The sequence below is a fragment of the Mycobacterium sp. NGS68 genome, assembly GCF_059812195.1.
On the sequence record NZ_JCALCE010000002.1, the window covers coordinates 368716 to 393406 of the forward strand.

24 protein-coding genes are annotated in these 24691 nt (G+C 68.7%); 7 read left to right on the plus strand and 17 right to left on the minus strand.

Annotated features, from left to right (window positions below; all coding sequences use genetic code 11):
• Nucleotides 1-28: 28 nt before the first annotated feature.
• Genes AC5Y5V_RS04620 through AC5Y5V_RS04645 form a run of 6 tightly spaced genes read right to left on the minus strand, consistent with a single transcriptional unit; the run spans nt 29 to nt 6536 of the window.
• Complete coding sequence (locus AC5Y5V_RS04620; RefSeq protein ID WP_499931461.1) at nt 29-1087, minus strand: NAD(P)H-dependent amine dehydrogenase family protein; 1059 nt, start codon at nt 1085-1087, stop codon at nt 29-31.
• Nucleotides 1088-1110: 23 nt separating this feature from the next.
• The gene (locus AC5Y5V_RS04625; RefSeq protein WP_499931463.1) at nt 1111-2061 is read right to left on the minus strand and encodes an adenylate/guanylate cyclase domain-containing protein; all 951 of its coding nucleotides are present in this window, start codon (nt 2059-2061) and stop codon (nt 1111-1113) included.
• Between the two features lie 10 nt (nt 2062-2071).
• Nucleotides 2072-3814 carry a patatin-like phospholipase family protein gene (locus AC5Y5V_RS04630; protein ID WP_499931465.1) on the minus strand — a complete coding sequence of 581 codons (1743 nt, stop codon included), beginning with the start codon at nt 3812-3814 and terminating at the stop codon, nt 2072-2074.
• Nucleotides 3815-3826: 12 nt separating this feature from the next.
• Nucleotides 3827-4261, minus strand: coding sequence for a PPOX class F420-dependent oxidoreductase (locus AC5Y5V_RS04635; RefSeq protein ID WP_499931466.1), 435 nt, complete (start codon nt 4259-4261; stop codon nt 3827-3829).
• A gap of 3 nt (nt 4262-4264) precedes the next feature.
• Complete coding sequence (locus AC5Y5V_RS04640) at nt 4265-5371, minus strand: acyl-CoA dehydrogenase family protein (RefSeq protein WP_499931468.1); 1107 nt, start codon at nt 5369-5371, stop codon at nt 4265-4267.
• 7 nt (nt 5372-5378) lie between these two features.
• Nucleotides 5379-6536 carry an acyl-CoA dehydrogenase family protein gene (locus tag AC5Y5V_RS04645; protein ID WP_499931555.1) on the minus strand — a complete coding sequence of 386 codons (1158 nt, stop codon included), beginning with the start codon at nt 6534-6536 and terminating at the stop codon, nt 5379-5381.
• Nucleotides 6537-6658: 122 nt separating this feature from the next.
• On the opposite strand from AC5Y5V_RS04645, the gene AC5Y5V_RS04650 reads away from it, so the two are divergent.
• Both AC5Y5V_RS04650 and AC5Y5V_RS04655 read left to right on the plus strand, forming a co-directional pair.
• A complete protein-coding gene (locus AC5Y5V_RS04650) occupies nt 6659-7501 on the plus strand; it encodes a helix-hairpin-helix domain-containing protein (protein ID WP_499931470.1) in 843 nt (280 codons plus the stop codon).
• A gap of 5 nt (nt 7502-7506) precedes the next feature.
• Nucleotides 7507-9069 carry a ComEC/Rec2 family competence protein gene (locus tag AC5Y5V_RS04655; protein WP_499931472.1) on the plus strand — a complete coding sequence of 521 codons (1563 nt, stop codon included), beginning with the start codon at nt 7507-7509 and terminating at the stop codon, nt 9067-9069.
• A gap of 107 nt (nt 9070-9176) precedes the next feature.
• On the opposite strand, the gene AC5Y5V_RS04660 is transcribed toward AC5Y5V_RS04655, so the two are convergent.
• From AC5Y5V_RS04660 to AC5Y5V_RS04685, 6 genes are all read right to left on the minus strand, one after another.
• Nucleotides 9177-9479, minus strand: a complete 303-nt coding sequence (locus AC5Y5V_RS04660; RefSeq protein WP_499931473.1) for a toxin — start codon at nt 9477-9479, stop codon at nt 9177-9179.
• On the minus strand, nt 9476-9703 hold the full coding sequence (locus AC5Y5V_RS04665) for a ribbon-helix-helix protein, CopG family (protein ID WP_499931475.1): 228 nt from the start codon (nt 9701-9703) through the stop codon (nt 9476-9478). The genes AC5Y5V_RS04660 and AC5Y5V_RS04665 overlap by 4 nt, the downstream gene beginning before the upstream one ends.
• A gap of 133 nt (nt 9704-9836) precedes the next feature.
• Nucleotides 9837-11849, minus strand: a complete 2013-nt coding sequence (locus tag AC5Y5V_RS04670) for a protein kinase domain-containing protein (protein ID WP_499931477.1) — start codon at nt 11847-11849, stop codon at nt 9837-9839.
• A complete protein-coding gene (locus tag AC5Y5V_RS04675; protein ID WP_499931479.1) occupies nt 11842-12255 on the minus strand; it encodes a hypothetical protein in 414 nt (137 codons plus the stop codon). The genes AC5Y5V_RS04670 and AC5Y5V_RS04675 overlap by 8 nt, the downstream gene beginning before the upstream one ends.
• Before the next feature lie 97 nt (nt 12256-12352).
• On the minus strand, nt 12353-12640 hold the full coding sequence (locus tag AC5Y5V_RS04680; RefSeq protein ID WP_499931481.1) for a DUF732 domain-containing protein: 288 nt from the start codon (nt 12638-12640) through the stop codon (nt 12353-12355).
• A gap of 47 nt (nt 12641-12687) precedes the next feature.
• Nucleotides 12688-13152, minus strand: a complete 465-nt coding sequence (locus AC5Y5V_RS04685) for a hypothetical protein (protein ID WP_499931483.1) — start codon at nt 13150-13152, stop codon at nt 12688-12690.
• Between the two features lie 125 nt (nt 13153-13277).
• Between AC5Y5V_RS04685 and holA the strand changes: the two genes are divergently transcribed.
• Nucleotides 13278-14237 carry a DNA polymerase III subunit delta gene (gene holA / locus AC5Y5V_RS04690; RefSeq protein WP_499931557.1) on the plus strand — a complete coding sequence of 320 codons (960 nt, stop codon included), beginning with the start codon at nt 13278-13280 and terminating at the stop codon, nt 14235-14237.
• A gap of 1 nt (nt 14238) precedes the next feature.
• Here holA and rpsT read toward each other — a convergent pair whose 3' ends face one another.
• Nucleotides 14239-14502, minus strand: coding sequence for a 30S ribosomal protein S20 (gene rpsT / locus AC5Y5V_RS04695; RefSeq protein ID WP_499931485.1), 264 nt, complete (start codon nt 14500-14502; stop codon nt 14239-14241).
• Nucleotides 14503-14650: 148 nt separating this feature from the next.
• Between rpsT and AC5Y5V_RS04700 the strand changes: the two genes are divergently transcribed.
• The 3 genes from AC5Y5V_RS04700 to AC5Y5V_RS04710 are packed head-to-tail and all read left to right on the plus strand — an operon-like array spanning nt 14651 to nt 18164.
• Nucleotides 14651-16348: a circularly permuted type 2 ATP-grasp protein gene (locus AC5Y5V_RS04700; protein ID WP_499931559.1), complete on the plus strand. Its 1698-nt coding sequence runs from the start codon at nt 14651-14653 to the stop codon at nt 16346-16348.
• The gene (locus tag AC5Y5V_RS04705) at nt 16348-17325 is read left to right on the plus strand and encodes an alpha-E domain-containing protein (RefSeq protein WP_499931486.1); all 978 of its coding nucleotides are present in this window, start codon (nt 16348-16350) and stop codon (nt 17323-17325) included. The genes AC5Y5V_RS04700 and AC5Y5V_RS04705 overlap by 1 nt, the downstream gene beginning before the upstream one ends.
• Nucleotides 17325-18164, plus strand: coding sequence for a transglutaminase family protein (locus AC5Y5V_RS04710; RefSeq protein WP_499931488.1), 840 nt, complete (start codon nt 17325-17327; stop codon nt 18162-18164). Before AC5Y5V_RS04705 ends, AC5Y5V_RS04710 begins: the two co-directional genes overlap by 1 nt.
• Here AC5Y5V_RS04710 and AC5Y5V_RS04715 read toward each other — a convergent pair.
• From AC5Y5V_RS04715 to AC5Y5V_RS04730, 4 genes are read right to left on the minus strand one after another with little or no spacing between them, the layout of a single operon-like run.
• Entirely contained in the window at nt 18148-18990 is an 843-nt protein-coding gene (locus AC5Y5V_RS04715; RefSeq protein WP_499931490.1) for an Rv2407 family type 3 sulfatase, read from the minus strand. The genes AC5Y5V_RS04710 and AC5Y5V_RS04715 overlap by 17 nt on opposite strands.
• Nucleotides 18991-19027: 37 nt before the next feature.
• Entirely contained in the window at nt 19028-20767 is a 1740-nt protein-coding gene (locus tag AC5Y5V_RS04720; RefSeq protein ID WP_499931492.1) for an ABC transporter ATP-binding protein, read from the minus strand.
• On the minus strand, nt 20764-23394 hold the full coding sequence (locus tag AC5Y5V_RS04725; protein ID WP_499931494.1) for an ABC transporter ATP-binding protein/permease: 2631 nt from the start codon (nt 23392-23394) through the stop codon (nt 20764-20766). Before AC5Y5V_RS04725 ends, AC5Y5V_RS04720 begins: the two co-directional genes overlap by 4 nt.
• Entirely contained in the window at nt 23394-24122 is a 729-nt protein-coding gene (locus tag AC5Y5V_RS04730; protein WP_499931496.1) for a TetR/AcrR family transcriptional regulator, read from the minus strand. Before AC5Y5V_RS04730 ends, AC5Y5V_RS04725 begins: the two co-directional genes overlap by 1 nt.
• 140 nt (nt 24123-24262) lie before the next feature.
• Here AC5Y5V_RS04730 and AC5Y5V_RS04735 point away from each other — a divergent pair, with 140 nt between their 5' ends.
• Complete coding sequence (locus AC5Y5V_RS04735) at nt 24263-24691, plus strand: CBS domain-containing protein (RefSeq protein WP_499931498.1); 429 nt, start codon at nt 24263-24265, stop codon at nt 24689-24691.

The following is a 24691-nucleotide window of genomic DNA, read 5'->3' on the forward strand; positions in this document are numbered from 1 at the left end:
TAGTGCACGTAAGCGTTTCCTCAGGGTCCTACCGAGCCACCCGCCCGGTGACCGGCGGCAGGTCGGCGAGCGTCACGATCCCGGGTGCGGCCGCCACCACCGCCGGGACGGCATTGGTGACCGGCATCGCGGTGTAGATCATCCCCAGGCCCATGAAACCGGGCTCCGTCCAGTCCTTGGGCGGCAGACAGTGCAGCACGGTCCGCATGTTGGGCAACCCGAACACCTGGATGACGTGGCCGTGCTCGAGCGGCTTGGGCGGGACCACGTGCTGGCCCATCGTCCAGTTGAACCCGACGCTGACGACGTTGCGGTCGCCGGACCAGCCGCGGTGGTAGCCGAAGACGCCGCCGACGGTTCCGGCGGGGATCTTCATGAAGCCCAGATCGGAGTCGGCGGTGGCCGGGGTGAAGGTGACGTCGAACGTCATCCTGTCCAGCTTGGCGCCGATCGCGTCGGCCATCATCGCGGCCGATTCCGCGAAGACTTCGCTTTCCCGGCGCACGTTCTCCGCCAGCCCCGGGGTGTCGGGATCCTGCGAAAACCCCATCGCCGTCTGCGTTTCCGCCGATTCGTAGGTCGAGCAGTCCACCGACTCGGTGATGCGGATCTCATCGACGCGCTCGCAGGAGGCGGACAGCACCATGCCGACCATGTTGGTCATTCCGGGGTGCGCGCCGCTGCCGAAGATCGTCGAGCCGCCGCGCCGGCAGGCGCTCGCGATGCGTTCGCGGTCCGCGGCGGTCTGTTTGCCACCGGTGATCCAGGCCGCGCTGGAGCACACGTTGATCCCCGATTCCAGCAGCCGCTCCAGCTCGTCGATGTTGGGCCACAGCGGGTTGTAGCAACAGGCGTCGGGGCGCAGTGCGAGCAGAGCGTCGATGTCGCTGGTGGCGGTCACGCCCGTCGGCTCCGGCCAGCCCGCCAGCTCCGCGGCGTCGACCCCGACCTTGTCCTGGCCGTGCGCGTATACCCCGACCAGTTCCATGTCGGGCCGACCGATGATGGCGTGCAGCGACCGCCGCCCGATGTTGCCGGTGGTCCACTGGATCACCCGAAGCGGACGGTCGGTGCTGGCTGTGCTCATCGAGTACTCCTTTGCCGGGTTGGTCAGCCGCGGACGCCGATGACCGGAAACGCGATCTGTGTTTCGCGCCGGCCCTTGATCTCAACCTCTTCGGGTTGGCCCCAGACGTATTTCGTCTCGGCGGCGGCGTGCACGGTGGCGGTGGTCATCACGGGCGCGCGGCCGCCGCGCCCGGCGATGCCGGCCAGCCGGAACGCGATGTTGGTCGCGTCGCCGATCACGGCCTCGACCGTTCTCGACATGGCGGCCAGCGCCGCCCGGCCCTGTACCACCGCCCAGCCCATGCGGATCGGCGCGCCGTGTGGATCGCGGAGTGCGAGACTGGGCGCGAGCTCTTCGACTCGCCGGTTTGCGGCCAGTGCAAAGTTGATCGCCAGCTCGTTGGCGTTGGGTAGCGTGCGCAGCCCCCACACCGCGTACAGTGCGTCGCCTGCGTAGTGGTTGAGTGTGCCGCGATGGGCACGCAGCACCTCGCGCAGCTCGTGCCACAGATAATTCAGGCTCTCCGCGATCACCTTGTTGTCGGTGACCTCCGAGATCGTCGAATAGTTGGTGATATCGCCGACGACCATCACCATGAGGTCCTCAGTGATCCGCGTCAGGGTGTAGTCCGCAGTGTTCTCGGTGGCGGCGTTGAACCGGTCCGAGCGGAACCGCAGGGCGACGTCGCCGATGCGGATCTGGTCGTTTGGCCTGATCGGGACCGGTACGGCGCGTTCCAGGCGCTCGCCGTTGAGCAGCGTCCCGTTGGTGCTGGTGTCGATGATGAAGGCGCGGTCGGTAGCGGGGTCCAGCCGGATCTCGAGATGGCTCCGGGAGACTCCCGGGTCGTCGATCACCAACCGGCGGTGTTCGGCGATGCCCGCGCACACGCGGCCGACGAAGAGCTGATCGAAAATCGGCACGATGTTCGCGCCGTCCTCCGCCCTCACGATGAGGTGGGCCAGCGGCTCCTCTCCCCAATGGGCGTCCACGGCTTACAACTTAGCCGCCGAGCGTCGGGTGGGCCTCGAGCGCCGCCCGCGCCGCGACCCGCCCGGCCTCCAGCGCGGCGTCGAGCTTCTTGAAGTCCATCGGACCGATCGCCGTGACGTCGGGTTCGATGACGGCGGCGATCTGCGGGTCGTGCAGGTTCACCGCGGAGCCCGCCAAGTCGACGGTGCGCAGCATCGTCTCTTGCAGCGGAGGCAGCGCGACGTCGGAGCCGGTCAGCAGCCGCCGGACGAACCCGGGCAGCGGCACGGAAGCGGGCAGCAGGCCAAAGCCCTTTGACGGCACGAACTTCTGCCGGATGTCGACACAGATGACCTGGCCGTCCAGGTCGGCGCACATCACGTCGGCCGGCAGTTGGTTGAGCAGTCCGCCGTCGACAAGCATCCGTTCACCCTGTAGCACCGGCGGCATCAGGCCGGGAATCGAGATCGACGCGCGCACGGCGAGCGCCAGCGGTCCGCGTCGCAGCACAACCTGGTCGCCGGAGATCATGTCCGCGGACACCGCGAAGAACCCGTGCGGCAGGTGTTCGATCAGGGTGGTGCCGACGAAGCTCTCCAGCAGGCGCTCGATGCGCCCGCCCCGCGTGAAGGCCACCGCCGGGATCGTGTAGTCGCCCAGCGGGTTGCCCTGTCCGAGATACTGCCGCGCGGCGGCTATCGCCTCCTGGTCGCTCATGCCCTGTGCGAACGCGGCCGCGGCGATCGCGCCGGCACTCGTTCCGCCGAACCGGTCGATGACGACGCCGGCGCGGGTGAGCTCTTCGTACACGCCGAAGTGCGCCAATCCCCGGGCGCCGCCGCCCGCGAGCACAAGTCCCAGGGATCGGCCGGCGATCCTGCGGGCCAGAGCGGCGATGCCGTCGTCGTCACCAGGGTGCTGCGAAACCGGCTGGAGCAAATCCCACCAGCTCGGGTTCGGTTGTTGCTTGGACGTGACCAGATGTACCGGAACGCTATGGGTGTCAAGCGATTTCAGATCTTTCGGCGGATTTTTCTGGGCCGCCACGATGACGAGCCGATCGCTCTGCGCGGCGACATACCGCCGCCACAGTTCGCCGGAGCCCCGCTCGGCCAGCACCAGAACCCAGTCGTTGCTGCGCTCCGCCCGGTCGAGGGGCTCGTTGAATGCCTCCACCAGCTCGCTGTAGTCGGTGACGTCGACGGTGGTTTCGACGGGCGGAGCCAGCGTGGCCGTCTCGCCGTAGAGGCCTAGGAGGGCCCCGATCTTTTCGGCGATCGGGCCGGCGACCGCGTTGCCGGCCGACAGCACGCCGATGACCCGGGGACGCTGAGTGACTTCCGCGGATCGGGACCTCTGCAGCATGGTCGCCATCGCGCGCAGCATCACCGACTGCAGTCGCGGAGCCGTCTCGAGCACCTGGGTGAACGTGTCGGCGCTGATCCGCCAGACCACGCCGTCGCGAACGGCCCGTACGCCGGCCGACCGCGGGGCGGCGGCGATCACGCCCAGGTCGCCGATCGAGTCGCCGCACGCCATCTCGCGAAATACCTCACCGTCGGCGCCGACGACCGCGAACCGCCCAGAGGCGACGATGTAGATCGCGTCCGACGGATCCCCGTATTGGAAGAGCCACTCGTTGGCGGGGACGAGACGCCGATCAAGGGCGCCGGCCAGCTGACCGAGCTGGTCGTCGTCGATGTCGGCGAGCAGCGGAACGCGCCGCAGCGCGGTCCGCTCGTCGTCCTCGCGTGCAGGGGTGGCTCGGCTCATCTGGTGATCCTTTTAGTCGCTGATGTCGAATGCGGAGATGACTTTTGTCGGGTGGACCCGCACGGCCACTTCGCCCGCTACCGCGTTTCGCCGGCCGAATTCCTCGGCACGGTCGGCCCCCATGTACCGCGCCCCGGTGCGGGTGGCGATGTCCAGGACTTCGCTTTGGGTTTCGCTGACCGTCGTCGTGCCCTGCACCTGCACGAAAGAGTACGGCGGGTGCGGGTCGTCGACACAGATCGACACTCGCGGATCACGCTGCAGCGCACGGTATTTCGGTGTCTCGCGATGGGTGGTGAACACCAGCTCGCCGCCGTCTTCGGTCTTGTCCAAGACGAACCACACCGGGGTCACCAGCGGACGGCCGTCTGAGGCAACGAAAGCCAGCATGCCGGTGCGCGTACCGGCGGAAAGGAACTCGACGACTCGGTCCGAGAGCTTTGCCATCTACTAGAGCCGCACCAGGTCGTAGTCGCCGATGTGGTCGATGAGGCACTGCAGGTGAGCCTGCGAGGAGCCCAGCGTGTGCTCGATCGCGGTGAGCCGGGCCGCATAATGGCCCACCGGATATTCCGCGGTCACGCCGATCCCGCCGTGCAACTGGATCGACTCCTGCGCGATATGCCGTCCGGACCGGCCGATCTGCAGCTTGGCGCGGGAGGCGATCAGCGGGTCGAGGTTGCCGTCGGCGATCGACATCGCCGCGTAGAAGTTCATGCTGCGGGCCATCTCCAGCGACACGTACATGTCCGCCGAGCGCTGGGTGAGGGTCTGGAACTTGTTGAGCGTGACGCCGAACTGCTTGCGGGTCTTGAGGTAATCGGTGGTCAGCCGCAGCGCTTCCTCCATCGCGCCGACGGCCTCGGAGCACAGCGCCGACTGGATGCGGACGATGGCACGGGTGATAGCGCGTGAGGCGTCCACCGGTTCGCCCAAGGGTTCGGCGGCCGTGCGGTCAAGGTCGATCTGCGCGCCGCGCTGCCCGTCGAACGTCGGGTACGGGTGGCGCGTAACAGCTTGCGCATCGACCAGAAACAACCCGGCGCCGCCGTCGGGCAGCGCGGCGCTGACCACTAGCGTGTCGGCGCTGTCGCCCGCGAGCACCGGGTTCTTGCGGCCGCTCAGCAGCCACGAATCACCTTCCCGCTCAGCGCGAGTGGAGAGATCGTCCTGCGGCTTGCGGCGGCCGGGTTCGTCGTGCGCGAACGCCAGCAGGCGCTGGCCGGCCGCGACCTCGTCCAGCAGTTCCTTCTGTGCGTCGCTGCCCTGCTCGACGATCAGCGAACCGGGAGCCAGGGCGGCGTACACGACGGGTTCGGGGGCCAGCCGTCGCCCGATTTCGGTGGCCACCACCATGATCTCGAGCTGACCGGACTCGTCCGGGTCGAACCCCAGTCCCAGAATGCCGGTGTCGGCCAGCCGGTTCCACACGTCGCGGCTCCAGCCGAGATCGGTGTCGATCACCTTGATGCGGCTCTCCGGGTCGTAGGCCCGCGCGAGGAGGTCACGGGTGGTGTCGCGGAGCAGGGACTGCTCGTCGCTCAGCTGAAAGTCCATGGCTGCCTCACAATCCCAGAATGGTGGACGAGATGATGTTGCGCTGTACTTCGTTGCTGCCGCCGTAGATCGACGTCTTGCGGTAGTTGAGGTAGCGGGGGGCGCTCGACTGTGCCCAAGCGGGAGAAGCGATATCGTCACCGTCTACCGGCAGCGCGTCCGGACCGGCGACCTCGACCAGCAGTTCGGTGGCGATCTGCTGCAACTGGCTGCCGCGCAGCTTGAGCACCGAGGACGCCGGGTTGGGCTTGCCGTCCGCGGAGTCCGAGACCACCCGTGCCTGGGTGAGTTCCAGTGCCAGCAACTCGTTTTCGGCTTCGGCAAGGCGCGCGGCGAACAGCGGGTCCTCGAGCACACCGATCTCCGCGGCGTGCTTCTTCACCTCGGCCAGGCGCACCTTGGTGCGGCCAACACCGGCGATGCCGGTGCGCTCGTTGCCCAGCAGGAACTTCGCGTACGTCCAGCCCTGGTTCTCTTCTCCGACAAGCTGATCGGCGGGGACCCGCACGTCGGAGAAGAACACCTCGTTGACCTCGTGGCCGCCGTCGATCGTCTTGATCGGCCGCAGCGTGATGCCCGGCGTGTCCATGTCCATCAGCAGGAACGAGATGCCGGCCTGCCGCTTGGGCGCCTGCGGGTCGGTGCGGACCAGGCAGAAGATCCAGTCCGCGTACTGGCCGAGCGTGGTCCACGTCTTCTGCCCGTTGACCACGTAGGTGTCGCCGTCGCGGGTCGCGGTGGTCTTCAGGGAGGCCAGGTCGGAGCCGGCTTCCGGCTCGGAGAATCCCTGACACCACCAGATGTCCATGTTGGCGGTCGGCGGCAGGAAGCGCTGCTTGATTTCCTGGGAGCCGAATTCGGCGATCACCGGCCCGACCATCTTGACGTTGAAGTTCAGCGGCTCGGGGACGCACGCCAATTGCATCTCGTCGGACCAGATCTGGTGCTGGGTGGGCGTCCAGTCCTTGCCGCCCCATTCGACCGGCCAGTTCGGCACCGCGAGGCCGTGATCGTTGAGGATTCGGTGGCTGGTGACGATCTGGTCCTTGGTCAGTGACGAGCCCTGACGGACCAGCTCCCGGAGTTCCTCGGGGATCTGCGTGGTGTAGATGGTGCGAAGTTCGTCGCGGAAGGCGGCTTCGTCTGCGGTGAGCGCCAGTTTCATGGGTTCCATCTTGACCCATGGTGCGTCGGGCTTTTCCACAGCCTCGGGTTTATCCACAGGCGGGGATTGGTGGGCCGCTTCCGGGGGCCGCTGTGGCGGTGGCCGCGCCTACGGTCGGGCCCATGCGAACAGAACTTCCCGCGCAGCGGCTGCAACGGCGGCTGGGTGCCGACCCGGACCCCAACGCTCCCGCCGAGCCCGACGCCCCCGACGAGGACGACGAGAACTCGCTGCTGCCGCGCTGGCTGCCCGACGCCTCCCGCCGCGACGGCTGGATCGCCCGCCTGCGCGCCGACCCCGGTCGCGCGGGCGCCATCGCATTGGCCGTGGTGGCGGCGCTCGCTGTACTGGTCACGGTGTTCACCCTGGCGCGCGACCGGCCTGCGCCGGTGATGTCGGCGAAACTGCCGCCGGTGCAGCCCGTTTCATCGGCCGGGCCGAAATCCTCGCCAAGTCCGAGCGCGGGTCCCGACCGCCCGGTGGTGGTCAGTGTCGTCGGCTTGGTGCACAAGCCCGGGCTGGTCACCCTGGCGCCGGGGGCGCGGATCGCCGATGCGCTGCAGGCCGCGGGCGGGGTCGCGGATGGCGCCGACACCATCGGGTTGAACATGGCCCGCCCGGTCGGCGACGGCGAGCAGATCGTGGTCGGGCTGGCCTCGCCGTCCGGGCAGCCGAAGATTCTCGGCAGTTCGGTGAGCCCGGGTTCGGCCACGCCGTCGGCATCGGGGCCGTCGCCCGGCTCGACGCCCGGTACCACCAGGGCCAAGCGGGGTGAGTCGGTCGATCTCAACACCGCGACCGTGGAGCAGCTGGACGCCCTGCCCGGGGTCGGGCCCGTCACCGCTGCCGCGATCGTGGCTTGGCGGCAGGCTCACGGCAGGTTCACCAGCGTCGATCAGCTCGCCGATGTCGACGGCATCGGCCCCGCGCGGCTGGAGAAACTGCGTGCGTTGGTCCGTGTCTGACGCCGGTGGCGGACCCCGGCACCGACTCAGCACTGGAGCGCCTCGATGTGCGGCTGGTCCCGGCGGCGCTCGCCAGCTGGGTGGTGACCGCGGCCGGCATCGTGTGGCCGGTCGGCCGGCTGTTCGCGTCGTGCTGCGCGCTGCTGGCCGTCGGCGCGGGCCTGCTGTGGTGGCGTTCGGCACGATCCCGCGCTGTCAGCGTCGGCCTGTTGGCAGTCGGTCTCGTGGGGGCGGGGTTCGGGCTCGCGATCGCCCTGCGCGCCGATGCGGTCGCGCGCCACCCGGTCACCGCCGCCTTCGGCGCCACCGTTCCGGTAACGGTGACCCCCAGCGAGAGCGCGATGTCGCTGGGCTCGGGCCGGCTGATGTTCCGCGCGACGCTGCAACGCCTGCGTGACGACGAGGTGTCCGGCCGCGTGCTGGTGTTCGCCAGGGTTTCCGAGCTCAGTGACGTCATGGTCGGGCAGCCGCTCCGGTTCACCGCGCGCATCAGCCACCCGAAGCGCCACGACCTGAGCGTCGCGGTGCTCAATGTGACGGGTAAGCCGGTCGCGGGCGAGGCTAGCGCGGTGCAGCGGGCCGCGTATGCCGTGCGTGCGCGGTTCGCCGCCGCCGTCCGGGAGGTGCTGCCCGCCGAGCAGGCCGCGATGCTGCCCGCCCTGGTCCTCGGCGACACCTCGGCCGTGTCGGCCACGACCACCCGCGACTTCAAGGCGGCAGGCATGACGCACCTGACGGCGGTGTCCGGCGCCAACGTGACGATCGTGTGCGGGGCGGTGCTGTTCTCGGCCCGGCTGATCGGCCCGCGATTCGCCGTGCTGCTTGCCGCGCTGGCGCTGGTGGCGTTCGTGATCGTCGTACAGCCGACGGCCAGCGTTCTGCGGGCCGCGGTGATGGGCGCGATCACGCTGGCCGCGCTGCTGTCGTCGCGGCGACGGCAGGCGATCCCGGCGCTGTGCGCGACCGTGCTGCTACTGATGGCCGTCGCGCCGCAACTGGCCGTCGACGTCGGGTTCGCGCTGTCCGTCGTAGCGACGGCGGCGCTGGTGATCATCGCGCCGGTCTGGTCGCGGCGGCTGGTCGCGCGCGGGTGGCCAAAGCCGCTGGCCGACGCCGTCGCCGTCGCCTGGGCCGCGCAGGTCGTCACCGCGCCGCTGGTCGCGGCGATCTCCGGGCGGTTCAGCGTCGTGGCCGTGCTGGCCAACCTCGCGGCGGCGCCGCTGATCGCGCCGATCACGGTGCTGGGCACCGCCGCAGCCGTCCTTTGTGGGCTATGGCCCGCCGCGGCGCAACTGTTGATCCGGTTCAGCGGGCCCGAGGTGTGGTTGGTGGTGCACGTCGCGCATTGGGCGGCCTCTGTGCCCGGGGCGACGGTGCCGGTGCCCAAAAGTGTGCCCGGCGTCGTGCTGGTCGGTGGCGTCAGTGTGCTGGTGCTGGTGCTGTGGCGGTGGCGGTGGTTTCGGCTGGCGTGCGGCTGGTCTGGGGTGGTCGGCCTGCTGTGTGTGCTGGCGTGGTGGCTGGCCGGGTGGCTGGCCGGTTCCGTGTCCGCTGCGCCGAGAGTGAACTGACTGCGAAAAAACGGCGCTGATTCCGCAGTGGATTCACTTTCGGCGAGGGCGCCCGCGGTTGGCGAGCAGACGCCGGGCCCGCCATCAGGCCAGATGCGCAAGGCCGGTCAGTGAACGAGCGCTGTGACGATCGCGACCGTTTCGCCAAGCGCTGCGGCGCCGATATTTCCTAGCGGCTCAGCGAGAGCAGCGATGGGCAGCCACTGAATGAGCTCCGGCAGCACAGTTCCCTCGGGCTGAGTCACGGCGACAACCATCGCCATTGTGCCGCTGGGGATTTCGCCGGGAATGAACGGACATGTGATCACCCTTCCCGTCGCCGCGGCGAGGTGAATCGTATTCGAAAGGACGACGACGAATAGTTCGGCGTCGGTATCGCCGCGTGGCACGATATCGCCGGGGGAGATCACCGGCCAGCAGACCGATTCGCCTGGTAGACCTTGTCCGCATAGGCGTCGATGTCGAGCGCTGGAACGGTGTGCGCGGTGTAGTCCTCGAGCGAGATTCGCAAATGCTCGTTGCGGAGGGCCTGCTCGATCATCTCGGACCGATTCAACCCGGCCGCGTGCGCATCTGCATCGGCCGCCGCCAACACGGCCTGATCTATTGTCACCGAAACCTTATCTTTCGCCATACAGCGATCCTACTTTGAGTACGATATGCGTCGTACCGCTGCTATCTGGTCATGTCGCACAGAGGATGGCAGCTATTGCGCCTCTGGGACCGCCGCGACGGGCCGGGGCGGGCGTTTCACGGCGGGCAACCGATCACCCAGCCGACATTTTGAGCACCCGGTGGTTGCCCCAGTCGGCGATGTAGAGGTTGTCGGCGCCATCCACGGCGACACCCGTGGGCCCGTTGATGCTGTTCTCGAAGCCGATACGGCGCTGGTAGGGCACTACGGTCTGGCTGCTCGAGCCGGCCGCCAGCTTTATTACCCGATTGTTGCCGAAGTCGGCGACATAAACGTCACCCGCGCGGTCTACCGCCAGGCCCTTGGGGCAACTGAGTCCGCTGAACGCGAGCACCTTCTGGGTTCTCGAGTTGGCCACCCACTGCAGCACCTGACCTTTGGAATAATCGGTCACGTAGACGTTTCCGACGGTGTCGACCGCCACACCCCAGGGCTGCGTGAGGCCGGTGAACGGCAGCACGGTCGAGGTGCCGGAAGCCGCCGCCACCTCGACGACCTCTCTGCCGCTCGTGAAGTAGATATTGCCGGCACTGTCGACCGCGATACCGGTGCCGGCGAACGGCAGTTCGGCTTGGGTGTTTGAGCCGGCGGTGAGCTTCGACGCCCGCTTGTCGATGGGATCGGTGACGTAGACGTTGCCGGCGGTATCCACTGCCACGCTGACGGGGAGGTCGAGGCCGGTGAACGGCAACACCATCTGGGTGTTTGAGCCGGCTGCCAGTTTTAGCACCCGTTTGTTTTGCCCGTCGACCACGTAGACATTGCCGGATGTGTCCACTGCGAGGCCCTCGGGCTGTTTGAGTTCGACGAACGGCAGCACGGTGTGCCCCGTGCTATCCGGCCACAGCCGGTAGCCGGTAATGCCCGATACGGCGGCGACGAGGGCGACAATCGCCCCGATTAGCGGCCACTTCAGCCGGCGCCGTGGGGGGCGCTCTACGGCCGCACGTCCCTTTTTCCCCACGGCCAGCATGACCAAGCCAGTTGGTAGGAGGACGACCCCGATGAGGATCAGGACAGGCGCAAGAATTAGGAAGCCGGCGACAATGGCGAGGCCGCCAAGAATGGTCAGGGACCATGCGACACGGGTGATTCCGCTGGCCCGGGCGGGCAACGGCACGGCCGGCGGCTCCCGGGTCGCGGCGACGGTCGGCCGATCCAGCGACACCGGCCCAGCGTCGTACGCATACGCCGGCATCGTGGCCGGACTGGGCGGCGGCGCGGCAGGGGGGTGCACACGCGTCGTCGCGGGTCGCGCGATGGGCTCGGTGATCGCCTCGCGGGCGGCCTTGGCCAGCTCGACCGTCGTCGCGTACCGCTCGGCGGGATCTTTGGCCATCCCGCGCGCGATGACGGCGTCGACGGGAGCGGGCACGCCGGACTGGCTCACGGAGGGCCGCGGCACCGGCGCGTTGAGGTGCGCGGCGATCAGTTGCGGCATGGTGTCGCCGGGAAACGGCGGCCTGCCGGTCAGGCATTCGTAGAGGACACAGGCTAACGAGTAGATGTCGGCGCGGGCATCCTCCTCGTTGCCGAGGCCCAGTCGCTCCGGGGCGATGTATTGAAAGGTGCCGACGGCGTAGCCGGTCTTGGTCATCCGCGTCTCGTTGAGCACGCGGGCGATGCCGAAGTCGATCAGGTAGGCGAAGTCGTCGTCGTCGAGCAGGATGTTCGACGGCTTGATGTCGCGGTGCAGCAGGCCCACCTTGTGGGCCGCGTGCAGCGCCTTGGCGACCTGCCCGACGATGTTGACCGCGCGCACCGGATCGAGCGGCCCGTCGGTCAGCACGGCTTCCAGGTCGCGGCCTTCGATCAACCGCATGTCGACGTACAGGCGGCCGTCGATCTCGCCGTAGTTGTGGATCGGGATGACGTTGGGGCTGTTCAGGCGCGCCGCGGTATGGGCTTCGCGGCGGAACCGGCGCTGAAACTCCTCGTCGTCGGACAGGTGCGCGGGCAACACCTTGATGGCTACGACGCGGTCGGTCTCGGTGTCATGTGCCCGCCACACCTCGCCCATGCCGCCGCGGCCAAGAAGTTCGATCAGGCGATACCGCCCGAACGGCGTCCCGTCCCCGTCAGCCACCGTTGGGGACCTTGGTGAAGCTCGGGGTCTCGCCGCCGAGGCTTGCCGTCAGTTTGGTTCCGTCGCTGCTGAGGGTGAACGTCGCGTCGGTCCAGTGGCTGAATGTGCAGTTGCTGGTGAGCCACAGGCCGTGCTGACCCTTGTAACTGCCCGAGCCGCTTTGCGTAAACGTGGCGATGGCCGTGCCGGCCGGTATGTCACAGGCAGCGCCCGTGATTCGCACAGGTGTCTTCGCTATCTCGGTGTACACGCCGTCTGACAGGACCATCTTGACCGTCGTCGGGGCGCCGTATGTCACGTTCCAGTCGCCGACGATCGGGTCGGTGCCGGGCGCCGCCGACGCACCGGCGCCGCTCGAGAGCAGCGCAGCGAACCCAGCGACCGCGCACCAGACGTCTGGCCTCATCCGGCCCACATCAGCCTCCAACCAATGTCATAAAAGCCAGCGACTCATACGATAAGTCGGCCGATCCCGCCGCGCCCGGGAACGCGAAAGCCGAGGATTACGCGCCGGGGCAGAGGTACAGATGCGCGCCGGTGACAACAAGGTCGGACTCGGCGCGGCTCATTCGATGCTCCAGCTGGCCAATGAGCGTGCGTTCCGACGCCCCGCTGCGCAGTGCCTGGCATTGCTGCTGGCCCAAACTCAGGTAGCTTTCGGCATTGGAAATGCCGTGAATCCGCAGGTAGTTGAGATATCCCTCGGTGTCGGCGTGGGCTGGCCCGGCGAACACCAGACCTGCCGCAAGGGGCAGGGCAGCGGCCAACGCCGCTCGGGAAATGCGCTTCATCATCTTCTCCTGTTCATCGGTGTGTTGTGCAGAGATTCCGGCCAGCTTCAGAACGTCACCACTTCCGAATGACCGTCGGCGCCGGACCCGACCCGGGTGATCGCCATGCCGTGACCCGTCAAGTCGTTGCTAAAGGTGAAGTGGCCTCCGCGGTTCGAAGCATCTGCCACGACAGTCCAGCCGTAGCCGTGGTAGGGCCGCCCGACGTCGACGACGAACCAGCCCGGGCCGCCGGGCTGGTCGGGCTGGCCGATGTTCGCGTCGCGCCAGGTGAGGTTGCCGTCGGCGTCCACCAGCGCCTGGTCCATGTGCAGCACCTCCGGACACCGGGGGCACGGCGTCACCGGTGCCTGCGGCCAATTGCTCTCGCACACCACGTTTTCCGGGGTGATCTCGCACGCGGCGACACCGGGCAGCTTGACGTACGACGTGGGTTCGGCGTGTGCCGGGGCGGCGACCGCCAGCGCGACGACGGCAGCCGCCGCGGCGGTCAGGGGGATTGTTCTCGCCATGACGAGGAGGCTGGCGTCGACGTCTTGGAAGTTTCTTGCAGCGCCGGGCTACCCCCGCGGCGCCCCCGGACGCCCCCGAGAAGGCTGTCGGCCCCGCGTGGCACCATCGGGGCGTGAGCGAGGCGTTGCACTTGGTCCTGGGGGACGAGGAACTGCTGGTCGAGCGGGCGGTGGCCGACGTGCTGCGCTCGGCGCGCAAGCGGGCCGGTACCGGTTCAGGCGCCGACGACGTTCCGGTCAACCGCATGCGGGCCGGCGACGTCACCACGCACGAGCTGGCCGAGCTGCTCAGTCCGTCGCTGTTCGCCGACGAGCGGATCGTCGTGCTCGAGGCCGCCGGGGAGGCGGGCAAGGACGCGGCGACGATGGTCGCTGAGGCCGCCGCCGATCTCCCGCCGGGCACGGTGCTGGTGGTCGTGCATTCCGGCGGCGGACGGGCAAAGGCGCTGGCCGGCCAGCTGCAGAAGCTGGGCGCGCAGGTGCATCCGTGCGCGAAGATCACCAAGGCCGGCGAGCGCGCGGACTTCGTCCGCAAGGAGTTCCGCTCGCTCCGAGTCAAAGTCGACGAGGAGACGGTGACCGCGCTGCTCGACGCGATCGGCTCCGATGTGCGGGAACTCGCCTCGGCGTGTTCCCAGCTGGTGGCCGACACCGCAGGAAACGTCGATGCCGAGGCGGTGCGGCGCTACCACAGCGGCAAGGCCGACGTGAAGGGCTTCGACATCGCCGACAAGGCCGTCGCGGGCGATGTCGCGGGGGCGGCGGAGGCGCTGCGCTGGGCGATGATGCGCGGCGAGCCGCTGGTGGTGCTGGCCGACGCGCTGGCCGAGGCGGTGCACGCGATCGGCCGGGTGGGGCCGCTGTCCGGCGACCCCTACCGGCTGGCCGGGCAGGTCGGGATGCCGCCGTGGCGGGTGCAGAAGGCCCAGAAGCAGGCCCGGCGCTGGTCGCGCGACTCGGTGGCGACCGCGATGAAGGTGGTGGCGGAACTCAACGCCAACGTCAAAGGCGCCGTGGTGGACGCCGACTACGCGCTCGAGTCGGCGGTGAGAAAGGTCGCGGAACTGGCCGCGAACCGCGGATAGATCAGCCCAGCTTGTTCAGGGTCTGCGCCAGGGCCGACTTCTTGTTGGCCGCTTGGTTCTTGTGGATCACGCCCTTGCTGGCGGCCTTGTCCAGCTTGCGGTTGGTCGACACCAGCAGCTCCGCGGCCTTGTCCTTGTCGCCCGCGTGGGCGGCCTCGCGGAACGCGCGGACGGCGGTACGCAGCGAAGACTTCACCGACTTGTTCCGCAGCCGGGCGCGCTCGTTGGTGCGGTTGCGCTTCTGCTGCGACTTGATGTTGGCCACGCTTGTAAGTTCCCGTCTGTGCCTGCGCTGATTTGGTACATGAAGGGGGCACGGGGTGCCCGCTCTGCGACTGCCCAGGTTATCAGTCGGTTACGTTTTCTCCCAAAAGGGGAACCCGTGGCAGGCCCTGACGTCAATTTGAGGCAGCATTTGCAAAGTGAGCCTTCCGAAGCAACTGGCGGAGACCAGACCCGGGTCCCGCAACGGTAAGCCGCGTCCCCCGGCGCGCTCAGAACGCATTTTCGGGGGTTACAACTCCTCGGACTCGTACGCGATGGCTTTCGACGAGATGTTCGACGCCCAGGGCAGCGTCCGCGGCCCGTACAAGGGCATTTACGCCGAACTCGCCCCGTCGGACGCCTCGGACCTCAAGGCCCGCGCCGACGCGCTGGGCCGGGCGTTCATCGACCAGGGCATTACCTTCTCGCTGTCCGGCCAGGAGCGGCCGTTCCCGCTCGACCTGGTGCCGCGGGTCATCTCGGCCGCGGAGTGGACCCGGCTGGAGCGCGGCATCACCCAGCGTGTCAAGGCGCTGGAGATGTACCTCGACGACATCTACGGCGACCAGGAGATTCTGCGCGACGGCGTGATGCCGCGCCGGTTGATCACCTCCTGTGAGCACTTTCACCGCGAGGCGATGGGGATCGTGCCGCCCAACGGCGTGCGGATCCACGTCGCCGGCATCGACCTGATCCGCGACGACCGCGGCGACTTCCGCGTGCTCGAGGACAACCTGCGCTCGCCGTCAGGCGTGTCGTACGTCATGGAAAACCGGCGCACCATGGCGCGCGTCTTCCCGAACCTGTTCGCCACCCATCGGGTGCGCACCGTCGACGATTACTCCGCGCACCTGCTGCGGGCGCTGCGGAACTCGGCGGCCACCAACGAAGCCGACCCGACGGTGGTGGTGCTCACCCCGGGCGTGCACAACTCGGCCTATTTCGAGCATTCGCTGCTGGCCCGGCAGATGGGTGTGGAGCTGGTCGAGGGCCGCGACCTGTTCTGCCGCGACAACCAGGTCTACATGCGCACCACCGAGGGGGAGCGCCAGGTCGACGTCATCTACCGCCGCATCGACGACGCCTTCCTGGACCCCATGCAGTTCCGTCCCGACTCGGTGCTCGGCGTGGCCGGCCTGGTCAACGCGGCCCGCGCCGGCAACGTCGTCATCTCCAGCGCGATCGGCAACGGTGTCGGCGACGACAAGCTCGTCTACACCTACGTCCCGACGATGATCGAGTACTACCTGGGTGAGAAGCCCCTGCTGGCCAACGTGGACACGTACCGCTGCTGGCTGGACGACGAACGCGAGGAGGTGCTGGACCGCATCGGTGAGCTGGTGATCAAGCCGGTCGAGGGTTCCGGCGGCTACGGCATCGTGTTCGGCCCGGAAGCGTCCGGCAAGGAATTGGCCGCGATCGGCAAGAAGATCCGGGAGGACCCGCGCAGCTGGATCGCCCAGCCGATGATGGAGCTGTCGACCGTACCGACCCGCATCGAGGGTTCGCTGGCCCCGCGCTACGTCGATCTGCGACCGTTCGCGGTCAACGACGGCAACGACGTGTGGGTGCTGCCCGGCGGCCTGACCCGCACCGCGCTGGTCGAGGGATCCAGGGTGGTCAATTCCAGTCAGGGCGGCGGGTCCAAGGACACCTGGGTGCTGGCGCCGCGCACGTCGGTCGCCGAGCGGGAGCTGGGCCGGGCCAAGGTGGTGCGATCGCTGCCGAAGCCGGTGCCGGAGCAGAAAGCGGCAAGCGCGCGAACTTCGCAACAGCAGCCGAAGCAGCAGCTCCAGCAACCCCAGGACGAGCAACCCCAGCAGCAACAGCAACAGGCGGTGGACTGATGCTTGCCCGCAACGCCGAAGCGCTGTACTGGATCGGTCGCTACGTGGAGCGCGCCGACGACACCGCCCGCATCCTGGACGTCGCCGTGCACCAGCTGCTCGAAGACTCCAGCGTCGACCCCGACCAGGCTTCCCGGCTGCTGCTGAAGGTGCTGGGCATCGAGCCGCCCGACGAGGCGCTGGACGTCTGGTCCCTGACGGACCTGGTGGCCTTCAGCCCCAACACCGAGGGTGGCTGTTCGATCGTCGACGCCATCTCGGCGGCCCGCGAAAACGCAAGGTCGGCAAGGGAAGTCACGTCCAGCGAGACCTGGGAGTGCATCAACACCACCTACCATGCGCTGCCGGAGCGCGAACGTGCCGCCAAACGGCTTGGGCCGCACGAGTTCCTGTCGTTCATCGAGGGCCGGGCGGCGATGTTCGCGGGTCTGGCCGACACGACGCTGTCCCGCGACGACGGGTACCGCTTCATGGTGCTGGGCCGCGCGATCGAGCGGATCGACATGACGGTGCGGCTGCTGTTGTCGCGGGTGGGGGACAGCGCGTCGTCGCCGGCGTGGGTGACGCTGCTGCGCTCGGCGGGAGCGCACGACTCCTACCTGCGCACCTACCGGGGTGCGCTGGACGCGGCCCGCGTGGTCGAATTCATGATGCTCGACCGGCTTTTCCCGCGCTCGGTGTTCTACTCGCTACGGCTGGCCGAGCACCAACTCGAAGAGCTGCTGCACAACCCGCAGAGCCGGATCGGCGCGACCACCGAGGCGCAGCGGTTGCTCGGACAGGCCCGCAGCGAACTGGAATTCGTCCAACCCGGAGTGCTGCTGGAATCGCTGGAGAACCGCTTGGCGGGTCTGCAGAGGACCTGTTGCGACGTCGGAGACGCGTTGGCGCTGCAGTACTTCCACGCCGCGCCGTGGGTCGCCTGGACGGACGCCCGGCAACGCGGCGACTTACTGAACAGTCAAGGAGAATCCTGATGTGGCGGATGCGGGTGGTGCACACCACTGGATACGCCTACAAGGCGCCGGTCACTGCCTCCTACAACGAAGCGCGGCTGACGCCGACGTCCAACCCGCGCCAGAACGTCATCCTCAATCGCGTGGAGACCATTCCGGCCACCCGGTCCTACCGCTACACCGACTATTGGGGCACTGCCGTAACGGCTTTCGACCTGCACGCGCCGCACACGGAGCTGACGGTGACGTCGTCGTCGGTGGTCGAGACGGAGCGCCCCGAGGCGCCGACGGCCAAGACCAGCTGGGAAGAGCTGCAGTCCATGGCCGTGATCGACCGCTTCGACGAGGTGCTGCGCCCCACGGCATACACTCCGTCCAGCAAGCGCGTTGCCGCCGTGGGCAAACGGATCACCAAGTATCACGATCCCAGCGAGGCCGTCATCGCGGCGGCGCAGTGGGCGCGCAGCGAGCTGGACTATCTGCCGGGCACCACCGGCGTGCACTCGTCGGGCCTGGACGCGCTGGAGAAGGGCAAGGGGGTCTGTCAGGACTTCGCGCACCTGACGCTGATTCTCTTGCGCAGCATGGGAATTCCGGGGCGCTACGTGTCCGGGTACCTGCACCCCAAACGTGAGGCCGCCATCGGTAAGACCGTCGACGGCCGCAGCCATGCCTGGATCCAGGCCTGGACCGGCAGCTGGTGGAACTACGACCCCACCAACGACACCGACATCACCGAGCAGTACGTCAGCGTCGGGGTCGGCCGCGACTACGCCGACGTCTCGCCGTTGAAGGGCATCTACTCCGGGGAGGGCGCGACCGACCTCGACGTGATCGTGGAGATCACCCGGCTGGCCTGACCTCCACCCGGTGTAGGTCGTCGCCGAGTTCGATACGTCCGCCGAACCCGGTGGCGGCCAACGCCCGCCACTGTTCTTCCTGCCCGGGCGCGATCGCCGGCACGTAGTGCGTCATGACCAGGGTGCCCACGCCCGCGCGGGCCGCCGTCGCGGCCGCCTCCTGCACCGACGAGTGGTAGTCGCAGATGTCCTTGATGCGCTGCTGGGGGACGTGCGTGATGATGTCCTTGCGGATCACGGTGTGCACCAACGCGTCCGCGCCCGCGGCCAGCTCGTCGAGGCTGGCGCAGGGCACGGTGTCGCCGGCCAGCACGACAGCGGCGCCGTCGGCTTCGACGCGGAACCCGATGGTGGGGGCGACCGGCCGGTGATCGGTGGGAGCCACGCGAATCGTCACGCCGTCGCGATCCCACACCAGGCCGTCGGTGTGCTCGCGCACCTCGATCGGCGGTGGCGCGTTCAGGTCGGCGTGGTGGGCGATCCGGTAGCCGATGTCGCGACCGAACGCCTTCAGCATCGCCTCCACCGTTTCGGCGGTGCCGGGCGGCCCGATGATCTGCAGGGGCGCGGGATCCGGCGCGAAGTTGGTGACCCAGCTCGTGATCAGCACGTCACCGAGCTCCGCGATGTGGTCGCTGTGCAGGTGCGTCAGCAGCACGGCCGACAGGCCGGCGGCGCCGACACCGACCGCCGCCGCACGCTGCAGGACGCCGCGACCGCAGTCCACCAGGAACACCTGCCCGCCGGCCCGCACCAGGGTCGACGGCCCGGCGCGGTTCGGGTCGGGGATGGGACTGCCGGTTCCGAGCAGGGTGACTTCGATCATGGCCCCATCCTTGCAGCCGGCCGGCCCCGCCCACGGGCTATTCGGCCAGGATGCGCCAATCGGCGGCGTCGTGCTGCTGTCGCCAGAATTCGTCGAAACGCCCACCCGCGGCGCGCAGTTCGTCGACCGTGCCGTCCTCGACGATCCTGCCGTCGTCGACGAACAGGACCCGGTCAGCGTGACGGATGCTGGACAGCCGATGGGCGACGATCACCCGCGTCCGGGACTGGGGATCGGCCGTGAGCGCATCGACCACCGCGCCCTCGTTCTCGGTGTCCAGCGCACTGGTCGCCTCGTCGACCAGCAGGATGGGCGCCGGCTTGAGCAGGGCGCGCGCGATGCTGACCCGCTGCCGCTCGCCGCCCGACAGCGCCGAGCCGGCCTCGCCGACGACGGTGTCGGCGCCGTCGGGCAGCCTGCCGGTGAGCTCGTCGACGCGGGCGAGTGCGATCGCCCGGGCGAACGTGTCTTCCGTGGCGCCGGGGGCCCCGGCGAAGACGTTTTCCCGGATGGAGCCGTGGAACAGGTAGGGGTGCTGAAACACCACACTGCTGATTGCCCGCCGGTCCTGCCCGTTCAGCGTCGCGGCGTCCACGCCGTCGATCAGCACACGACCGCCGGAGGGCTCGTGCAGCCCGGCGATCAGCGCCAGGATGGTGCTCTTGCCCGAGCCCGACGGGCCGACGATCGCCGTCGTCGTCCCCGGCCGCAACGCGAAACTCATTCTGTCGAGCACGGGTCTGCCGGCATCGTCATAGCTGAACGTGACGCCGTCGAAGTCGATGCCGGGAGCGGCATTCGCGTGGTGCATCGAGTCTGTCCCGGCCTCGACGGTCGGTGCGGTGAGCACGGATCGGATGCGCTCAAGGGTCGCGCGGGTGCTCTCCAGCGCCGGGCCGAGCTCGCTGACTGTCGTGAACGGTTCCAGGTACCGCGCGATCACGATGATCAGCGCGACAGCCTCCGGCACGCTGAGGTTGCCCGCCACCGTCATCGCCGCGGTCGCCCCGGCCAGCAGGATCAGCGCCAGCTGACTGGCGATGCTGAACAACACCTGGCCCGGGATCTGCATGGTCAGCAGCCGGATGGTGGCGCCGTGCTGGGCCGCCAGCGCATCGCCGACCATACTGCGCGCGGGCTCGACGCGCCGGGCCGCGCGCAAAGCCTGCTGGGTTCGGGCGAATTCGATGATGCGCTCGGTCAGTGCGGTGTTGGCCGCGGCCGCGGTGGCGTCCGCGCGCCGCGACAGGCGCACCGCGGCCCACAGTGCCCCGAGCAGGGGCACCAGTCCGATCAGGGCGGCCACGCCCAGCTGCCAGTTCACGGCGAGCAGTGCCAGTCCGATGGCGGCCGGCAGCAGGATCGCGGAGGCCAGCGGGGCCAGCAGGTAGCTGACCAGACCGACGAGTTCGGGCCCGGTCGTGGCGATCGCCTGCCGTGCGGTCGCGGTGTTCTCCGCGGTGAACCAGCTCAGCCGCACCTCCGGAAGCTGGTCGGCGAGGTCGTGCTGCGTGTGGTCGAGCACGGCGAAGCCCAGGTCGAAACCGATCCGGCCGGCCGCGGTGTCGATCAGCCAGCCGGCGACGGTCGCCGCGGTGAGCCAGGCCAGCCACACGATCGCGTGTTGGGGCGCGGCGCCGAACAGCGCCCCCACCAGCGGAACCAGCAACACGGTGCCCACCGCGCGCACCGCCACGGAGGCCAACGTCAGTGCGGCATAGGCGAACACCTTGGGGCGTCGATCGGACGGGACGAGGCTTATCCAAGTGCGGATCATCGCGCACCCTCCTGAGCGGTCGTGACGGCCAGCGGCTCGTGACGGCCGCTGTCCCAGAGCTGCCGGTAGCGTCCGTTGGCGGCGAGCAGGTCGTCGTGGGTGCCCTGTTCGGCGATGCGGCCGTGGTCGAGTACGACGATCTGGTCGGCTCCGGTGACGGTGTGCAGTCGATGTGCGATCACCAGCACGGTGCGGTCCCGGGTCAGCCGGTTGAGCGCCTGCTGCACAAGGTATTCCGATTCCGGGTCGGCGAAGGCGGTGGCCTCGTCGAGGATCAGAACCGGGGTGTCGGCGAGGATCGCGCGCGCGATGGTAAGGCGTTGCCGTTCCCCGCCCGACAACCCGCTGGCGGCACCGAGAACGGTGTCATACCCGTTGGGCAACCGCAGGATCCGGTCGTGGATCCGCGCCTCGCGCGCCGCCGCCTGGACTTGGTCGGCGGTGGCATCCGGAACCGCCAGCGCGATGTTCTCGGCGACGGTGCCGTGCACCAACTGGGTGTCCTGCAGCACGAAGCCGACCCGGGTGTAGAGCTCGTCGGCGGTCATCGACCGAATGTCCTGTCCACCAACGCGTATCGCGCCCTGCTGGACATCGTGGAAGCGGGCCAGCAGCGCGGCCAACGTCGACTTGCCGGACCCGGACGGGCCGACGAGCGCGGTGACCGTGCCCGGCCGCAGCGTCAGCGCCACGTCGTGGATGACGGGAACGCCCGGCCGGTAGCCGAAGCTGACGTTGTCGAACACGACGGTGCCCGACGAGTCGCGGGATCGTTCGCCCGCCACTTGCTGCACCTGCAGCTCCGGCTCGTCGAGCACGATCTGCAGGCGCCGGGCGGCCAGCATCCCGCCGCGGATACCGCCGAGCCCGTAGGCCACGCCGAGCAGCCGCGCACCGAAGGTGGTGCCCAGCAACAGGAATGGCAGCAGGTTCACTGGATCCATCTGATGGGACGCGATCAGCGCAGTCCCGGTGAGGGTGATCAGCCACAGGAAGGTGGAGGGGCGGGTGACCAGGTCGATCATGGTCTTCTTGCCCGCCAGCGGCCGCTGCCAGGACACCAGGAACTCGACGTAGTCGTCGAGGTGACGCCGGAAACTCGACGCGGCGGCGCCACCGAAGACCCGGATCACCGGCTGCCCCTCGAGGTAGGCGCCCGCCTCGGTGTTCATCGTCTCGGCCCAGCGCTGTGATTGCGGAATCTTCGCGCCGGACTGCACCGACATGACCGACATCATCACCATGTAAACCAGGATCGGGCCGAACAGCACCAACGCCACCCGCCAGTCGACGACGAACAGGTAGACCAGTACCGCCACCGGTGCGACGACGGCGGCGACCGCGTCCGGGATGGCGTGGGTGACCAGGTAGTGCAACGACAGCGTGTCGTCCTGCACCAGCTGCTTGATCGACCCCGACCCGCGGGCGGTGAACCAGCCCAGCGGCAGCCGGGAAAGCTTGCGCAACAGCTGGGTTCGCAGCTTGCGTTCGTAGCGCGCGTCGACCACGTGCAGCCAGAGCGTGAGGGCGGCGTTCAGCAGGGTGCTCGTGCCCAGCAGGCTCGCGGCCGCGATGCCGACCGGCCACAACCGCGACTCGGGGGCGCCCGACACCAACAGCCGGGCCAGTTCGACCAGCAGCACGAACGGCGCCAGCTGCAGCAGCGTGATCACCGCCTGCAGGATGCCGGACAGGATCAGCGACGACTTCAGCGGCGCCAGCAGCCGACCGGCCGCCTGGGCGCGCCAGCTGCCCCGCGCCGCCGGGGCGGGAACCGGTTCTGTCGGCGTGGCCGGGATCTCCGGCTGGGCCTGGGCGGGGGCCGGCGCTGTCGCCGGTGCGGGGGCCCGTGTGGCGGCCGGCGTCTTGGGCTCGTCGCCGCGGCGTGTGCCCATCGCGCGCCCTGCGTTCCAATAGGCCTGGGCGTGGACCTCGGACTTTGGGAAGCCGAATTCGTCACGCAGCCGCGTCCGGACCTGCTTGAGCGTCCCGGCTTCGGGTGTGGCCCAGGCGTACCAATTCGACCAGTCCCGGTTTTCGATGGCCGCGGCCAGGGACTTCTCGTCGTGGCGGGACACCCAGTGCACCCGCAGCCGGGGATGCTGCGCGAGTGGGATCAGCGTGTCGTTGTCGTCGTGTTGCTCGAGGTAGATCTCGACGGGGACGTCGTCGGGAATCGTTCCGACGATGCCGTTGATCCCGGGGATCGACGCCGAATCGCCGATCAGCAGGTAGCCGGCGGGCTGTTCTTCGGGCACGGCGAAACGTGCCGAGGAGCTCATCAGCGACATGACGGCGATCTCCGCGCCGGGTTGCACTCCGCTTGCCCACGTGCAGGCCGGGCCGGCCGGTTCGTGCAGCACGACGTCGACCGCGAAGCGGCCCGCGTCGGCGTCCGCCTCGGTGATCGTGTACGCGCGCTGGAATTCGGTGTTCGATCCGTCCGGGTCAGGGAACCAGAACCGCAGCCACGCCGCCGGTTCGGCCTCGGCGTCTTCGAACAGGGTCGGCGACACCATCCGTATCCGCACGAAGTGTGGGGCGAGCCGGACGGTTTCGATCACGGTTGCGGTGTGGTCGCGGGCGCCGAAACCTCGCAGCACCGCCCCCTGAAACCCGCGTGCCATCAGCGTTCCTCTCCCTTGACGTTGAGCTGAGCGACGACTTCTTCGATCGGGCGGCCGGGCGGAATCAGCGCGACCAGGCCCCGGATCGATGCGGCCAGCAGCAGCCGCACAAACTCCGTGCTCTCCACCTGCGGCAGGCCGACGCTCGCCGCGCCCAGCCTCGCGTCGCGCGCCAGCCGATGGGCGGCGGCGTCGCGTTCCTCCGCGAACCCCTGAGCCTGTCCGCCGCCGGTCGCGTTGGCGTTGCTCTCTTCTCGCGCCGCGAGGCTGATCGCCAGCGTCGCCACCGCGCTGCTCAACACCATCGCGGCGTCCGCGGAGAACCCGCGTCGGCTCAGCGCCTCCACCTCGGCGGCCATCAGCTGCGCACCGGCATCGCCACGCGGGAACAGCACCTGCAGATACGACGCGAGGCCGGGGTGGTCGGCGGCGAAGTCCAACAACTGCAGGCCGAACGACAGCAGGTGTACCTCGATGTCCGCGCTGGGGTCGTCGCGCAACTCGAGTTCGGCGAGCAAGCTTTCGCCGACCAGGCGCTCAAGCTCCCACCTGCCCTCGACGTGCCGGTACAGCGCCGTCGCGGAAACGCCGAGCTCGGCGGCCACCGCGTTGATGCTGAGCCGTCGCATGCCCAGGCTGCGGCCGGTCCGCACGACGTCGTCCAACGCGATCACCGGCGGTCGCCCGCCCTGGCGAGTGGCAACGGTATCCACAGGCCCCCAATTCATCGGTTAGTTACCCCCATAAACTAAGGGTTGCCTTAGTCCCGGTCAACCGGGCGTGGGTTGCGTGTTCTCGCGTTGGCTTCCGTGCCGCCCGAGTAGGCCGTAGCCTGATGTGAAGGAGATCACAACCGGCTGGAGGCTGAATGCGCATCGCGGACGTCTTGCGGAACAAGGGTGCGGCGGTTACGACGATCAACCCCGACGCGACGGTGCGCGAACTACTTGCCGGCCTGGCCGAGCAGAACATCGGCGCCATGGTGGTGATGGGCCCGGAGGGTGTCGTCGGCATCGTCTCGGAGCGCGACGTGGTGCGTCAGCTGCACACCCACGGCGCCAGCGTGCTGTCCCGTCCGGTGTCCAAGATCATGACCAGCGCGGTCGCCACCTGCACCAAATCCGACACGGTGGACAACGTCAGCGTGCTGATGACCAAGCACCGCGTTCGGCACGTGCCGGTGCTCGACGGCAGGAGCCTGATCGGCATCGTCAGCATCGGTGACGTGGTGAAGACCCGGATGCAGGAGCTCGAAGCCGAGCAGCAGCAGCTGCAGTCCTACATCACCCAGGGGTAG

Bases quoted from the DNA above. Each gene is read 5' to 3' on its own strand.
- AC5Y5V_RS04710 (WP_499931488.1), top strand. From the start codon at position 17,325: ATGTGGCGGATGCGGGTGGTGCACACCACTGGATACGCCTACAAGGCG.
- AC5Y5V_RS04665 (WP_499931475.1), bottom strand. From the start codon at position 9,703: ATGGCGAAAGATAAGGTTTCGGTGACAATAGATCAGGCCGTGTTGGCG.
- AC5Y5V_RS04635 (WP_499931466.1), bottom strand. From the start codon at position 4,261: ATGGCAAAGCTCTCGGACCGAGTCGTCGAGTTCCTTTCCGCCGGTACG.
- AC5Y5V_RS04720 (WP_499931492.1), bottom strand. From the start codon at position 20,767: ATGATCCGCACTTGGATAAGCCTCGTCCCGTCCGATCGACGCCCCAAG.
- AC5Y5V_RS04675 (WP_499931479.1), bottom strand. From the start codon at position 12,255: ATGAGGCCAGACGTCTGGTGCGCGGTCGCTGGGTTCGCTGCGCTGCTC.
- AC5Y5V_RS04640 (WP_499931468.1), bottom strand. From the start codon at position 5,371: ATGGACTTTCAGCTGAGCGACGAGCAGTCCCTGCTCCGCGACACCACC.
- AC5Y5V_RS04730 (WP_499931496.1), bottom strand. From the start codon at position 24,122: ATGAATTGGGGGCCTGTGGATACCGTTGCCACTCGCCAGGGCGGGCGA.
- AC5Y5V_RS04620 (WP_499931461.1), bottom strand. From the start codon at position 1,087: ATGAGCACAGCCAGCACCGACCGTCCGCTTCGGGTGATCCAGTGGACC.
- AC5Y5V_RS04650 (WP_499931470.1), top strand. From the start codon at position 6,659: ATGCGAACAGAACTTCCCGCGCAGCGGCTGCAACGGCGGCTGGGTGCC.
- AC5Y5V_RS04725 (WP_499931494.1), bottom strand. From the start codon at position 23,394: ATGGCACGCGGGTTTCAGGGGGCGGTGCTGCGAGGTTTCGGCGCCCGC.
- AC5Y5V_RS04630 (WP_499931465.1), bottom strand. From the start codon at position 3,814: ATGAGCCGAGCCACCCCTGCACGCGAGGACGACGAGCGGACCGCGCTG.
- AC5Y5V_RS04680 (WP_499931481.1), bottom strand. From the start codon at position 12,640: ATGAAGCGCATTTCCCGAGCGGCGTTGGCCGCTGCCCTGCCCCTTGCG.
- AC5Y5V_RS04735 (WP_499931498.1), top strand. From the start codon at position 24,263: ATGCGCATCGCGGACGTCTTGCGGAACAAGGGTGCGGCGGTTACGACG.
- AC5Y5V_RS04705 (WP_499931486.1), top strand. From the start codon at position 16,348: ATGCTTGCCCGCAACGCCGAAGCGCTGTACTGGATCGGTCGCTACGTG.
- AC5Y5V_RS04685 (WP_499931483.1), bottom strand. From the start codon at position 13,152: ATGGCGAGAACAATCCCCCTGACCGCCGCGGCGGCTGCCGTCGTCGCG.
- AC5Y5V_RS04715 (WP_499931490.1), bottom strand. From the start codon at position 18,990: ATGATCGAAGTCACCCTGCTCGGAACCGGCAGTCCCATCCCCGACCCG.
- AC5Y5V_RS04645 (WP_499931555.1), bottom strand. From the start codon at position 6,536: ATGAAACTGGCGCTCACCGCAGACGAAGCCGCCTTCCGCGACGAACTT.